The 14,043-nt window shown below is 59.9% G+C and carries 12 protein-coding genes; 6 read left to right on the forward strand and 6 right to left on the reverse strand.

Going from position 1 to position 14,043, the window contains the following annotated elements; translation table 11 throughout:
* Positions 1 to 46: 46 nt before the first annotated feature.
* Positions 47 to 922 carry a phosphatidylinositol-specific phospholipase C/glycerophosphodiester phosphodiesterase family protein gene (locus JNN07_09660; GenBank protein ID MBL9167994.1) on the reverse strand — a complete coding sequence of 292 codons (876 nt, stop codon included), beginning with the start codon at positions 920 to 922 and terminating at the stop codon, positions 47 to 49.
* A 153-nt stretch (positions 923 to 1,075) separates the two neighbouring features.
* Between JNN07_09660 and rlmN the strand changes: the two genes are divergently transcribed.
* Together rlmN and hisH are read left to right on the forward strand one after the other, a co-directional pair.
* Positions 1,076 to 2,227: a 23S rRNA (adenine(2503)-C(2))-methyltransferase RlmN gene (rlmN, locus tag JNN07_09665; protein MBL9167995.1), complete on the forward strand. Its 1,152-nt coding sequence runs from the start codon at positions 1,076 to 1,078 to the stop codon at positions 2,225 to 2,227.
* 59 nt (positions 2,228 to 2,286) lie between these two features.
* A complete protein-coding gene (gene hisH / locus JNN07_09670) occupies positions 2,287 to 2,907 on the forward strand; it encodes an imidazole glycerol phosphate synthase subunit HisH (protein ID MBL9167996.1) in 621 nt (206 codons plus the stop codon).
* A 7-nt stretch (positions 2,908 to 2,914) separates the two neighbouring features.
* Here hisH and JNN07_09675 read toward each other — a convergent pair whose 3' ends face one another.
* The gene (locus JNN07_09675; GenBank protein ID MBL9167997.1) at positions 2,915 to 4,906 is read right to left on the reverse strand and encodes an NAD+ synthetase; all 1,992 of its coding nucleotides are present in this window, start codon (positions 4,904 to 4,906) and stop codon (positions 2,915 to 2,917) included.
* A gap of 186 nt (positions 4,907 to 5,092) precedes the next feature.
* Here JNN07_09675 and JNN07_09680 point away from each other — a divergent pair, with 186 nt between their 5' ends.
* From JNN07_09680 to ispH, 3 genes are all read left to right on the forward strand, one after another.
* Positions 5,093 to 5,842: a GNAT family N-acetyltransferase gene (locus JNN07_09680; GenBank protein MBL9167998.1), complete on the forward strand. Its 750-nt coding sequence runs from the start codon at positions 5,093 to 5,095 to the stop codon at positions 5,840 to 5,842.
* Between the two features lie 30 nt (positions 5,843 to 5,872).
* On the forward strand, positions 5,873 to 6,634 hold the full coding sequence (locus tag JNN07_09685; protein MBL9167999.1) for a 1-acyl-sn-glycerol-3-phosphate acyltransferase: 762 nt from the start codon (positions 5,873 to 5,875) through the stop codon (positions 6,632 to 6,634).
* 268 nt (positions 6,635 to 6,902) lie between these two features.
* Positions 6,903 to 7,763: a 4-hydroxy-3-methylbut-2-enyl diphosphate reductase gene (gene ispH / locus JNN07_09690; protein MBL9168000.1), complete on the forward strand. Its 861-nt coding sequence runs from the start codon at positions 6,903 to 6,905 to the stop codon at positions 7,761 to 7,763.
* Positions 7,764 to 8,160: 397 nt separating this feature from the next.
* Here ispH and JNN07_09695 read toward each other — a convergent pair whose 3' ends face one another.
* Both JNN07_09695 and JNN07_09700 read right to left on the reverse strand, forming a co-directional pair.
* Positions 8,161 to 8,928 (reverse strand): polyprenol monophosphomannose synthase, encoded by a 768-nt coding sequence (locus JNN07_09695; GenBank protein MBL9168001.1) that lies wholly within the window; start codon positions 8,926 to 8,928, stop codon positions 8,161 to 8,163.
* Positions 8,929 to 8,995: 67 nt separating this feature from the next.
* Entirely contained in the window at positions 8,996 to 10,309 is a 1,314-nt protein-coding gene (locus JNN07_09700; protein ID MBL9168002.1) for a phosphodiester glycosidase family protein, read from the reverse strand.
* Between the two features lie 168 nt (positions 10,310 to 10,477).
* Between JNN07_09700 and JNN07_09705 the strand changes: the two genes are divergently transcribed.
* Entirely contained in the window at positions 10,478 to 11,374 is an 897-nt protein-coding gene (locus JNN07_09705) for a hypothetical protein (GenBank protein MBL9168003.1), read from the forward strand.
* 26 nt (positions 11,375 to 11,400) lie between these two features.
* Here JNN07_09705 and JNN07_09710 read toward each other — a convergent pair whose 3' ends face one another.
* Both JNN07_09710 and JNN07_09715 read right to left on the reverse strand, forming a co-directional pair.
* A complete protein-coding gene (locus JNN07_09710; GenBank protein MBL9168004.1) occupies positions 11,401 to 12,768 on the reverse strand; it encodes a hypothetical protein in 1,368 nt (455 codons plus the stop codon).
* Positions 12,765 to 14,039, reverse strand: coding sequence for a glutamate-5-semialdehyde dehydrogenase (locus JNN07_09715; GenBank protein ID MBL9168005.1), 1,275 nt, complete (start codon positions 14,037 to 14,039; stop codon positions 12,765 to 12,767). The genes JNN07_09710 and JNN07_09715 overlap by 4 nt, the downstream gene beginning before the upstream one ends.
* Positions 14,040 to 14,043 lie beyond the last annotated feature (4 nt).

Raw genomic sequence — 14,043 nt, forward strand, 5'->3', positions numbered from 1 at the left:
CCCGATTCACGTCCGCTCTTCGGAGGTGGCCCCTCTCCACGATCACCTATCGGTTGGTTCCGTGGTTCACTGAGTCCGTCAACCAACGGTGCAGTCCGGCCAGATCATCAGCTCCGAGGAGGTCAACCCCCGCTCTCTGCAACACCTTCCATCCGCGAGGATCATTGCCCGTGGCCCAGAAGCGGAGACGGCGATTCTGGGCGTGAGCCTTCGCCACCACCGCCTGCAGCTTCACCCAGTCCGCCGTTGAAATCTCCCCTTCCCCACGCCACGTAAAGTGAGAAACCCAATTGTCGCTGACCCAGGGGAAGAGATGCGGAGATGGGTTGGTTTCCAGATCCTTAAGCCGCCCATCGATTCCACACCACCGACGCTTCTGCTGCTCCACCAGCCGGATGGGCCGATCCCCTGAAAGCACCACGGTCACCGCCCCGGTGCGGGTGCTGTCAGCGGTAAACGACGTCAACATCCCGCGATAGCGACGCAGAAGGCGATCCAGCACCGGATACACCTTCTCCGCATCCTCCTTGATGTCGATCAGCAACGTGAAGGGCGCCTTTTCCGGGTAGACCCTGCCACCGTTCCGACGGACCCGGGCGCGCAAGGGATCCAAGTACAACCCCTCCAATGTGCGATCCGGCCGCACATCCTGGCGATCATGTGCGACCAGCAGCTTGCCTTCCACGAGATAGATATCCGCCTCTACATTGCAAAAGCCCAGCGCCAGGGCGTCCTGGAGCGGACGAGCCTGCTCGTAATCATTGTGGGAATGCGCCTGGATCAAGGGCTGAGGAGATCCTGCGAGCTTGACGGCTTCCGCAGCAGGGGCGGCCGGCAACCCGAACCCCGACAGGGTCAAGAACGCGCCCACGATGACCATGAGACCGAGGTTGAAAGGAGTCAGGCAACGGCGCGTCGTCATGAGCCTGGGGGAAAAGTGCATAACGGAGGCTGATTCGCCGCTCGCGATTTGAAAAGCCGAAACCAGCCAAAGCGCACCCCCTCGTCCCACCACACTTTGCTTCTTCACAGCGCCGCACAGAAGGCTACACTCTAGTCCTTCGAGCCGACGACGATGACGACGACCAAAAAGCCAGACATCCGATCCCAGACCCGCGACGAGCTTGTGGCCCAGTTTGCCGAATGGGGCCAGGCGGCGTATCGCGTCGACCAGCTCCTCACCTGGCTTTACCCGCGCCGGGCCGATTCCTGGGAAGCCATGACGAACCTGCCCAAAGCGCTGCGCGAAAAGCTGGGGGCCACTTACTCGCTCCACCTCCCTGCGCTGGTCACCAAGCAGGGTTCTCGGGACACCACTCAGAAGTTTCTTTGGCGCCTCCAGGACGGCTCGTTCATCGAGAGCGTGCTGATCCCGGCCTCCCCCGCCCTCTACGGCGAGCAAAGCGACCGACATACCCTTTGCATCTCCACCCAAGTCGGCTGTGCTTACGGCTGCAAGTTCTGTGCGAGCGGGCTGGAGGGGTGGAAACGGAATCTGGGTCCGGAGGAAATCTTGGGGCAAGTGCTCGCGATTGAACGTTGGCATCAGGAACAGAAACCTGAGGATCAGCGGGCCACCTCGACGGCCGACGATCGGCTGGTGAGCAACATTGTGGTCATGGGCATGGGCGAACCGCTGGCGAACTACGACTCCCTGATGCGCGCCCTCGGAATCCTCAACTCCCCCTGGGGAGGAGGAATTGGCGCCCGTAAAATCACCATCTCGACCAGCGGCCTGGCACCTCAGATTCGCAAACTCGCCGATGATCCGCTGCAGTTCCGGCTGGCCATCTCGTTGCACGGGGCCACGGATGAAGTGCGACAGCAGATCATGCCGGTCAATCGCAAGTACCCGTTGAAAGAACTCACCGCCGCCGGAGAATATTACCAGCAAAAGAAGGGGCGGATGATCACCTTCGAGTATATTTTGATCGCCGGCATCAACGATCACATCAGCCAGGTCAAACCCTTGGCCACTCTGGCCAAAAAGCTTCATGCGAAGGTGAACCTGATCCCCTATAACAAGGTGGAAGGACTCCCTTGGGAACGGCCAAGCGAGAAGGTCCAAGAGTCATTTCTGGCTCACTTGGAGCAGGAACGCGTCACAGCGACCTTGCGCCGGGAAAAAGGCCACGATATCGACGCCGCCTGCGGACAACTCCGACTGCGCACCGAGCGGGCAACGGTGCCCAGTGCCAGTGCCACCCCGGAACTCCCCGCTCGTTAACCTCCGCGAAACCGGACTTCACTATTTGCAGCCGGCCAGAACTCTGGCTCAATAGACACATGATTGCGTTGCTTGATTACGGTTCTGGCAACCTGAGAAGCGTCGAGAAGGCGTTGCTTAAGGTGGGAGCCGACGTGCGTCTCATCACGCGTCCCGAAGGCATGAAGGACGCGCGCGCCATCGTGCTGCCCGGCGTCGGCGCCTTCGATGACTGCCTCAGCGCCATGCAGCGCCAGGATCTCCAAGCCGGGGTGGTCGAGTTCATCCGCACCGGCCGTCCCTTTCTCGGCATCTGCGTGGGCTATCAAGCCTTGTTCGAACGGAGCGAGGAATTCAACAGCTGCGCCTTGGGACTTCGAGTGTTCGACGGCAGCGTGGTACGATTTTCCTCCAAGACCGGAGTGAAAATCCCTCAGATCGGCTGGAACCAGATCGAAATTCAAAACCCGGATTGCCCGCTCTATCGCGGGATTCCCAACCAGAGCTATGTCTACTTCGTACATAGTTTCTTCCCCCAGCCGAAAGACCCCTCGATCGTCGCCACCACCACCAGCTATGGGGAAAACTTCACTTCCTCAGTATGGCGCGACAACGTCTTCGCGACGCAGTTCCATCCGGAAAAAAGCCAAACCGTCGGGCTCAAACTGCTGCAGAACTTTGTGACTCTCGCAGGAGGCTAATGCCCCATTAAAGCTTCCGCACCGCCTGCCGAAGCTCCTCCAACTCGACTTCGAATCCTCCCGACAAAATCGGAAAACGACACCAGGTCTTGGGATCGAGGTTCTCGTCGTCAAGATGGAACGAGGGCGCATATCGCTCGCGCTTCCACTGATTGCGACACCACAACCGGAAAAACCGTTCCACCCAGACTCCCAGCTGCATCGGAGTATACTGGGGAAATTGGAGGCGCATGTTGCGGAAAACATCCACGGGCGTGTGCTTGTCCCGAATCGCCGCCCGCTCAATCGCGTCCAGAAGCGGATAAGGCATCAGGTCCGCCTCATCGGTCTGCAGCGACGAAGGCGGACGGAGTTCCGCGGTGGGAGCCTGCACGTTGACCACCGACAGTGCCGAAATCGGATGCAGCCCGGTGGGCCCCTGCTTCTCGAGCCAAACAAGCCACTCGCGTAGAAACGCTTTATCGATCCCCGCAATAGGACTCACCCCGCCGCTGGTATCACCGTCCATCGTGGCATAACCGACCGCCGCTTCCGACCGATTGCTGGTGGAAAGCAGGAGTGCCCCCTTAAGGTTGGCCAGCAACCATACCCCGGGCGACCGCACCCGAGCCTGGATGTTCTGCAGGGCCAGATCGTCCCGATCCCAGACCAACTCCCGCTTCAGGGCGGTGGAAACCAACTTGAGATAGCTCTCGTGGATTTCAGCCACTTCGAGCTCCAAGTGATCTGCTCCGACCGCGCTGGCCACGGTTCGCGCCGCCTCCCGGGTCACCGGACCGCTGTGACGGGTCGCCTGATAGACAGTCGTCAGCAAACGCCGAACAATCGACTTCACGTCCGGGCATTCCGCGAGCCCCGGAATGAACGCGAGTTTGGCCACAAAGCCAGCCAGCCCTAGCTCACGGACCCCAAACTCCACCATGAGAGAGATGAGGCAGGTGATGGCCGAGGAATCCGCCCCTCCGCTCAAGGACACCACAAACCCATGCGATCGACTCTTGCGCATGTAGTCGAAGAGCGCCAACGGCACGGCTCGGGCGAACTCCTCTTCCTTAATACACGAGGAGTGCTCCCAAGGTTCGGTTTGAGGTCGGGCCAGCTGAGGCTCAATGGCAGGAAAGTCAAACGGAACACGGATGTATCCATCGGTCGCATCCTGAAGCTGAGGGTCGTAGCTCGCGGTGCGGGATTGATTCATCCGGGTGACATCGATATCCACCACCGCTGTCGTGACCAGGGAATCGGCATAGCTGAATCGCGGACCGGTAGCGACCAACTTGCCCCCGGAGGCAATCATCGCTTCTCCATCATAGATCGCCCGCCCGGCCTCGTTTCCTAGGAGGTTCGCATACAAATAACTCACCCCAAAGGCCCTCGAACCCTCGAGCACAAAACGCTTTCGAACCTCAATCTTCCCGAACGCAAAGTGGCTGGCACTGGGGTTCAGAATCAGATCGGCGCCCTTCAACGCCAACTGCGTTCCCGGTCGGTTCGCGACCCAAGCATCCTCGCAAATCTCAAATCCCAGTTTGACCCCGCCAATGTCGAAAAACAAATCCCCGATCGGATGGCTTTCACCACCCACCATCACCCGGTTCTGCACCCCAGCAGGCCACGCCTTGAACCATCGAGGTTCATAATGGATGCCGTCCCCCGCCAGAAAACGCTTGGCCACAAATCCCACGATCTTGCCGTCCACCACCAGGCAAGCGGTGTTGAACAAGCCGTTCTGATGCAACACCGGCAGACCAAACGATACCACCATCCCCCGCGTGGCCGGTAAACAATCGAACAAAACCTTAACCGCCATTTCATGAACTCCATGCCCATGGAACGCATCTTCGCAGCCGTAGCCGGTAATGCATAGTTCGGGAAGGCAGAGAATCGAAGCTCCCGAATGCCGGGCTGACTCGATGGCGGCCAGGATGTGGGCCGCATTGCCACGCCAATCCAGCGGAGTTTGATTCAATACCGCGGCGGCGAGTTTGATGAGCTTCATAGCGCGTCGTGAGCGTAGAAAAGCCTGAGCTGAAGGAAAAGCCCCTTTCGTCCCCCGTTTTCGGACGGAATACCTCATTGACTAAAGCAAACCGGCTCGGAAGGATCAGCCGGACTCAGAGCGAGGTAGCCTTGCTCGGTTTCTCACATGGTGAATACAGACCCCACCAGCCCCGCCCCTAATTCCATGGGCGATCGCATCCTCGCACGCAGCGAGGCTCGATCGCATTACACATTACGCTTGGCCAGCTCCGAGAAGGAGATTCGTTCAGCTCAAGAGCTTCGCTTTCAAGTCTTTAACCTCGAACTCAACGAGGGATTGGACAGTTCTTACGAGACCTGCCTGGATGCCGATCCTTTTGATGAGGTCTGCGATCACCTCTTGGTCGAGGATTCCCGCTCGGCTCAGGTGGTGGGCACTTATCGACTGCAGACTGGGGCGAAAGCCAAGGCGTGTTTGGGATACTACAGCGAGCAAGAATTCGATTTCAGCCCGTTCGAACCCCGGCGCGGTGAGATTGTTGAACTGGGTAGAGCCTGCGTGCATGCCGACCATCGCAACCTGGCCGTACTCGGACTGCTCTGGAAGGGAATCTCGGCCTATGCACGGGAACATCAGGGCCGATACCTGATCGGCTGCAGTTCGCTCACCTCCCAAGACCCAGGAGTAGGGGCGGCGATGTACGGCGATCTGGAAAAGTCCTATCTCGCTCCCACCGAATGGCGGACCCAACCGCAGGAGGCCTATCGTTGTCCCCTCGACACGCTGGCGGACCGGTCCCCCAAGGTCCCCAAACTGCTCCTCGCGTATCTCTCCCTCGGTGCCCGAATCTGTGGCCCACCCGCCATCGACCGCGAGTTCAAGACCATCGACTTCCTAACCCTGTTGGACCTGGATGAGCTTCCACGAAATACGGTGTTGAAGTATCTCACCTAACCCGCGCCGAACCCTCGTCTCAGTCCATCCATGGGTGCCTCGTTCCGACTGCTCTATCGCTTGATCGGCTTCTGTGCTATCGCCTTGACGTGCGTGCTGGATTTCCTGCTTCGAATCTGGCTCACCGGCCGAGCCGGAGACATGCGGCTGCGCGCGAAGTGGTGCTGCCGGTGGGGAAATGCCTTCCTTAATTTGCTCGGGGTCCGCCTGACGATGCACGGAACTCCTCCCTCCGAGGGAATGATGGCGAGCAACCATCTCAGCTACTTGGATATCGTAGTCTATGCCGCCTGCCGCCCGTTTGTGTTCGTGTCCAAAGCAGAGGTCAAATCCTGGCCCATCGTAGGTCAAATGATTCGGTGCGCCGGCACGCTCTTCATCCAACGTGAGCAGCGGTCCGATGTGAAACGCCTCGCGGAGGCTTTTGCCCCCATCATCCGAGACGGAAACCCCATCGTTCTTTTCCCGGAAGGCACCAGCACCGGCGGCGATCGCATTCTTCCGTTTCATTCCTCGCTGTTCGAGCCGGCAGCGGCCAACCAATGGTCCGTTTCGCCCGCCTGGATCGGTTACGTGGTCCCCGGAGGCGACGCTTCGGAGGATGTGGCTTACTGGAAGGACATGACTTTCGCTCCGCATCTCCTGCATCTGTTCACCCTCAAGGAAATCCAGGCCACTGTTCGCTTCGCGCCCGCACTGCCCAAAGGTCTCTCGCGAAAAGAAATCGCGAGGCAGCTTCACCACACCGTCTGCGAGCTGGCCCGTCAGGAAGGCCGCACGTTGGTGTCCTGATATCAACCAGATGTCACCCACCATGCCAGGCTCGCGCCGCGGAGGCGCCCCCCCCCGCCAAGCGATCCCCCCGCGCGAAAGGCACCTCGTGTCCCCCTAGCAGGCCGTCGGACTTGTTTTCTTCCCCTCTCCATGAACGAAGCTGCGATCGGACTGTCTGATTCTGCGAGTATACTGGGTGAGTGAGCAACCAGGAGAGAGTGCTGTAAGGAAGTCATTTTCTGCCGATACCTCCTCCAGGCAGTTGAGTATCTAAGGTATCTAACGCATGAAAATTATTCGTGCCGAACATTTAGGCATGTGCTTTGGCGTTCGCGATGCAATCGCGCTCGCTGTCACTGAAAGCCGCCGCCAGCCGGTCACCATTCTGGGAGATCTGGTGCACAATCCCGTAGTGATTCGGGAGCTGCGCCAAAAAGGTGTCCAGATCGAACACGAGCTGGCCAGCGTGTCGACTCCCGTGGTCATGATCACCGCGCACGGCGCTTCCGAATCCGCCAAGACCCGTATTCGCAGTCAGGGACACCAGGTCATCGAAGCCACCTGTCCGCTCGTCCACGTCGCGCACGCGGCGCTGCATCAGCTGGTGAAGGACGGGTTCTATCCCGTCATCATCGGCAAACGAGATCACGTGGAAGTGCGAGGCATGACGGGCGACCTGACGCACCACGATGTCATCCTGTCGGAGGAGGATATTCTAACGCTCGAAGAGCACCCCAAAATTGGAATCGTCGCACAGACGACTCAGCCAGTGGATAAAGTCCGTCGTCTCGTGCAGCTGGTTCGAGAACGCTTCCCCCGGTCGGAGATTCGGTTCAAGGACACCGTCTGTCAGCCCACCAAACAACGGCAGGCGGCGGCGGTTGAACTCGCAACCAAATGCGACGTTGTCGTCGTGGTCGGCGGACATCAGAGCAATAACACCCGAGAGTTGGTGGAAACCTGCCGACGCCACTGCCGCCGGGTGGAACAGGTTGAAAGCGCCCACGAGCTGAAGCAGGAATGGTTTCGCGATGCGGAAACCGTCGGGCTCACCGCGGGCACCTCCACGCCCGATAGCACAATCGAGGCAGTGGAAGGGGCGATCCGAGCGATGAGCCCCAACCACACCCTGGCCTCCGCGAGCTAGCAATCACCCCGACTCGGAGTCGGGAGGGGGACGATTCCGACAGGCTCTCCATGAACTCTTTCCTCTCCGCGTTCTCCGCGCCTCCGCGAGAGATTCCGGCAGTCCTTCCGAGTCAGGGGAGGGATCTTTTCTCGCGGAGGCGCGGAGGGCGCGGAGGAGCACTAAATCAGTGAGAGCCGACGGATCGTGCCGACCAGCCCGATCATAGCCATCTCCCCTCCATGAACCAAGCCTCGTTACCTCCCTTCGGACGTCCCGTCCACTCGCCCCGCACCCGCGGTCGGGGTTGCGGTCTCTCCTCGGATCCGTGTGGTCCGCGTGGTCCGTGGGCAATATGTCCCCGCTCCCAAGGCTTCCGCACCTCACACCATCCGTGCCATCGCGACGGCGCTGTTTGCTAGCGGGGCTTCCGCGGCTCCTTGTTAGGTTTATCGCTCGGGGCCTTCGGAGACCGCCTCAGCCCGTGTTGGAACCACAGTCTCCACACCATCCAGAGCGCCTCCTTCACAATCTTCCCCGACATTTTGGAGTTCCCCTGAAAGCGGTCGGTGAAGATGATCGGCACCTCGAGCACGCGCAATCCCTGCCGCCAAGTCTTGTGGGTCATCTCGATTTGAAAGCTGTACCCGTTGGACCGCACCGCGTCTAAATCGATGCTCTCCAGCGTTCGACGACGAAAGCATTTGTAGCCACCGGTGGGATCCGCGAACGGCATTCCCGTGATCCACCGCACATACATGGCGGCGCCCATGCTGAGCAGCAGCCGGTTCAGAGGCCAATTGATGACGCGAATTCCATCCGTATAGCGCGAGCCCAACACCAAGTCTGCCTTTTGGGCGGCTTCGAGAAACGACGGAATATCGCTCGGGTTGTGGGAAAAATCTCCATCCATCTCGAACACAAAATCGTAAGACTTCGCCAGCGCCCACTTGAAGCCCGCGATGTAAGCCCGCCCCAGACCGTCCTTCTCCTGACGATGCAAGACGTGAACCCGAGGATTGGCAGCGGCAAGCTCGTCCGCGATCCGCCCTGTGCCATCCGGCGAATTGTCATCCACCACCAGCAAATCCACGTGGGCTGGCAGCGACATGACCTTGGCCGCCAGGGGCGGAAGATTCTCCCGCTCGTTGTAAGTCGGCACTATAACAAGGACTTTATCGCTCATGACATGGCCGAAGGCCTTGAAGATAAGTAAGGTAGGTTAGGAGCGAAAACAAGCCCCACTTTGGCAATCAAGGCGCGGTCGGCTTGCGAATCACGAAGATGGAGTTGGCCACCGTGTCCTCACCCTGACAGGGATCGTTCATGATCTGCCCCTTCATCCACATCTGAGCCGATTTGCCTCCATCCAGGTTCATCGCGTCCGTACAGCCCAGCTTGACCATGTACTGCGCCAACTCGGCGAGCTTCATACCTACCGACAGTCCCGGTTGACGGCCGTCCACCGTCACCAAATAAACATGGGTAGGACTCCATCCAATCGCCGACCTTGGATGACGCTGATACTTCGACGCCTCGCTGTAGTTTCCCGAGGTCCCCGCCGGCTGCTGCGTGAGCTTGAAGGGAACGCCATCCTTGATGATCGCCGGCCCTCCAGCGATGGCTGCATGGGCTCCGCTGAGGTCGGGCGTGGTGGCCGTCGAAAGCCGGATGACCGTTCCAACCGGAACCGCCTCCGCCAGGGGGGCGAGACGAGTGCCCAAGGAGAGCACCAAGGTCCCGGGAGCAATCTTGGAGTCTCCGCCCTCTCTCACCTGCTTGACTCGCGCTTGATAGCTTTGGCCGGCGCGCAGCGGCAACCAAGGATTGTCCCCATCGCGTTCCAGAACGATCTCCCGCCCCTCTCTCGGCGAACGAGTGGAAGATCCATACGAGGGGGTGTAGAGGACCGCCGAACCTCCCGTCCGCTCTTCATTCAGACCGAAAGGGGTTCGGCGGCCATCAGGCCAGGTCACCTCGAATCGGCCCTTCACCTCGTCCAGGTGCGGATTACCCGCGGCATCGAACCACACGCAGACCGTGCTCGGCCCACTGATAAGTTCGCCCTGGATAATCTGGATGCCCCGCGGATCGCCGGTATAGGTGGGATGATCCCGAATGTAAAAGTCCCCATTCACCCCCGCGATGGCCTGCCCCACCTGCGCAGGAATGGCCCGGGCCTGATCCGCGAGCAGGCTCACACCCAGGATCTGGTTGCGCGCATGCGCCGAATAAAAACCAAGGTCCGGGCGGGACCGATCCACCTGAACGACATGGATCGACCAGGGTTCGGAGGCGATTCGGTCGTTGCGATAGGCCACGCCCGCCTCGGACTTGGCAGGGCGCGCGGAGTGGCTCGATGCGCGGAGGAAGGAACCAACCTTGAAAAGAATCACCATCAACGCCAAAGCGATGGCCAGCATCCCCAGGATCCCCAACCGAAATCGCTTTCGCCCTTGGTTCGACGGAGGCAGCGGAGGCGGCAGAGACTTAACCCCGCCTGTTGACGAGGAAGGCGTGCCTGAGGGCCTGGTCTCACCGGGTTGGTCGCTGCTCGGATGATTCACAACTCTTATCAATAAGGCGGCCACCGCCGGCTGGGCAATTCCAGAGTTGTGACGTTTTTAACCACCTTTTTTATTGCCACCGCCAAACGGCCTGGTTTATGTGTTCGATACAAGGAGTCACTTATGAAGTTCACCTACACCACGGTCTCCGACCGTACCAAACTAACAATGCTACAAGAACATGCTTTCGGTGTCGAATGGCCGAATCTAAACCACAAGAACTGGTGCCTGCACTGCGAGAAGGAATTCGAGGGCCGATCCGTCCGAGTGCTCCAGGTCAGCGGGGGCGGTTTCTACCTCGAATGCGGAACCCCCGGCTGCGATGGCTCCCCCATCGACTGGGCTCCCTACCCATGGTGGGACCCAGAACACCCAGTCACCATCGCCTATCTCCAGGCCCACCCGGAAGAGGCGCAACACCTCGTCGAGATCGAAGACAATGCCGACCTCGACGGATTACTCCCTCCACCGGGGTCGGACGAACCCTGCGAATCGAATCGACTGGTTGCTTCGACCTCCGACTACGGCTTCTCCGATGTGCCAGACGCCAGTATGTCTGCTCCACCGAAGGCGCCGTTGTTCACCGAGCACCAGGCTTTTTCTCCCTATGCCCCCGGCGAGCAACTGCCTCGGTTCCTACCGCGATTCGGGACCGACAGCGGAATGCCAATCGGCTCGGGATCGCCAGACTGGGCCATGCCGCTGATCGAATTGGAAAACTGGTTAAAGGACGACCAGCACTACGAGTGTTCCTGGGATTGTTTTCTCCAATATTTCGCTGGAAACGCTGGCTTTTTGGCCAGCTCCCTCCGGGTCGACTATCCCCAGCTTTCATCCGCCTTCGAGGCCATACTCCGAAGGGCATTTCCTCAGGATCAATCCACCTGCCAAATCCTGATCATGCAGTTCGCTCAAACCGACCTGTTCCACGGCGCGATCCATTCAGAAAACTCGCTCTACCTGTTTTATTATCTAGCCCGCATCGACTATGGATTCGTCTGTCCCACCAGCGTGGGCGCAGGTAAGACCGTGGTGGCCCGTTTCCGAATCAATCAAGGCGGGTGAGGGCACCGACACCCCCGGTCTGCCTGCTAGAGTGGAGACTGAATGGAACAGGGAGCGAGCACGGCATCCCGCATGCCGTGAATGATTTTCTTGTCGGCCGGACAGGCGGTGGCCAGCACCCCGCCCAGCTGGGCGCGCGCCGCATCACCATCGCCGGCCACGAAATAGTAGGGACAAAGCCGCACTCGCGACGGCATAGGCACTTCCTGGCCCGCCGTAAAATCGAGGTAAGAAAAGTCCACCACCTTCGGCTTGTGATAGCGCTGGAGCACGAAGGGAGAACGATCAAAGTGGCCAACCGCCTTGTCCACCGCCGACGACCAATCCGCCTGCGACAGATCGCTGCCCAGATAAACCCCGCGCGCACCCCAGGCTTCCTCGGAGTAACCGGACACCTTCAAAATCAGATCACGCTCCTTTTGCGATAGCTGCTTGAGCTGCTGCCAATCGGTAAGCCCCAGCTCCGGAATGGCCGCATGGGGAGGCAAGGGCGTCGGATCCACGACCCACGAATACGGGACGATCTTCTGCAACCGCGTCAGGAAACCGTCACCCAATTCCTGCCGCCAATAGCTCCGCAAGTTGCGATTCCAGAGCAAGGCCAGGGACAGCTTTTCCTCGAGGACCGGCTTGTAAGCCGGAGTCAGCCGGATTCGCTTCTCCGCCGCCTTCTCCAGCCAGGCGCCCGATGCGGGAATGTTCGCCAGGTCGAAAAGCTCAAAGAAACGATAGATCGCGTCGCCATCCTCAGTCGGATCCGCATCCACTCCCGTGACCTGGAAACGTTCTCTGCCCAGTTCACCACACAGCCACTCCATCTCGGGACGATACGAGCCAGACTCGGCCGACACGGCGACATGAACGCGCCGGGCATCACCAAAGATGCTCCGAAATCCTTCGACCATCCCGTCCGGGCCACCGATCAGCCGGGGCTCCCCCGCGGTATTCCCCTTCTGGGCGGCTAGGGCTAGTTGGGAGTAAGTTCGATGCAGCCACGCCGTCAATCCGATGCCTCCCGGCACGCTGTCCAGCTCCGTCAGCGCGAATCCCTGCTCTGTCCACAGCAAGTCCGGCCGGATAACGCGCGGAAGCTCCCCCTTGAAGGCAGGATGACGCTGCCAGTCGAGCAGCGAAGCGGGCTTGCCCTGATCGTACAGATGAGCGATCCACTCGGGCTGCTTGCCGGCCACGCTCTGACGGTACAGGAGGTTGATGGCTTTGTAGAACTGCAGCAGCACCCGCCCCAGGCTTTCCAGCTCAGCGACCATCGAAGCCGGCAGGGCCAACGGTACTGGGGAGATGCGCCAATGCTGATCGGCGAATAAACCTCCCGGCGGGATCTGATCACGAACCCAGCGGGCCGATTGCTCCCGGCTCCATTCAGGGGAATTCATTGACGGATTTGCCCTTCACCATAGACCAGCCACTTGTAAGTCGTCAGCTCTTCCAACCCCATGGGACCGCGCGCTCCCACCTTGTCCGTGCTGATTCCAATCTCGGCTCCCATGCCAAACTCGCCGCCATCGGTGAACCGGGTCGAAGCATTCCAGTAGACCGCGGCTGAATCCACCTCCGCCATAAAACGTCGGGCGGTGGCTTGGTTGCTGGTAACAATGCTGTCCGAATGCGCTGAGCCATAGCGGGCAATGTGATCGACCGCTTCGCTCACTCCGTCGACCACCCGGATGTTCATGATGAAGTTATTGTACTCGGTCGAGTAGTCCGCCGAGGAAGCCGCGACCACCTTCAGTCCTGAGTCCTTCAGCCACTGCATCGATTCAGCATCGGCGTGAACCTCAACGGCATAGTTAGCGAGATCCGCAACCAAGGATGACAACACGGCGCCAGCCACCGGACGATCAACCAACAGGGTTTCCATGGCGTTGCAAGTGGACGGTCTCTGGCACTTGGAGTTCACCACGATGCGTCCCGCCATCGCCAGATCGGCATCCCGATCCACGTAAACATGGCAGACACCCTTGTAGTGTTTGATGACGGGCACCTTGGAACATTCAGTAACCGCTCGAATCAAACCCTCGCCGCCCCGCGGCATGCACAGATCCACATATTCCGTCAGCGAAAGCAGGACCGGGATGGCCTCGCGATCCGGGGTTGGAACCACCTGGATCGCCCCGCGGGGAAATCCAGGAACCCGGGCTCTCGCTGCGGACACCATCAGTTCGGCGATCATCTGATTGGAGTTCAGGGCTTCTTTTCCCCCGCGCAAAATGCAGGCGTTCCCGGATTTGAGGCACAGGCTGGCGGCATCCGCCGTCACATTCGGGCGCGATTCATAGATGATCACGACCACCCCGATCGGGGATGAAACCTTGTCGATGCGCAGGCCGTTCGGACGCGTGCGTTGATCCAGCAAGCGGCCCACCGGATCAGGCAAGGCCGCAACCTCGCGCAACCCGCGAGCCATTGCCTGGATTCGGGCCGAATTCAGTTCAAGCCGATCCAGCATAGCCGGGGTCAGCCCCAGCTGCCGGCCGACCTGCATGTCCTTGGCATTGGCTGAGCGCAATGCCTCGGTGTTGGACTCCAATGCATCGGCCATCGCCTCCAGGGCCGCATTCTTGTCGGCGGTCCGGAGTTGTGACAGCTGCCGAGAGGCCTGCTTCGCCCCCCGAGCCAGCTGCGTCAGTTGCTCGATCAACGTCATAGGA

The organism is Verrucomicrobiales bacterium, from assembly GCA_016793885.1.
In the GTDB taxonomy this organism is placed as follows: domain Bacteria; phylum Verrucomicrobiota; class Verrucomicrobiia; order Limisphaerales; family UBA11320; genus UBA11320.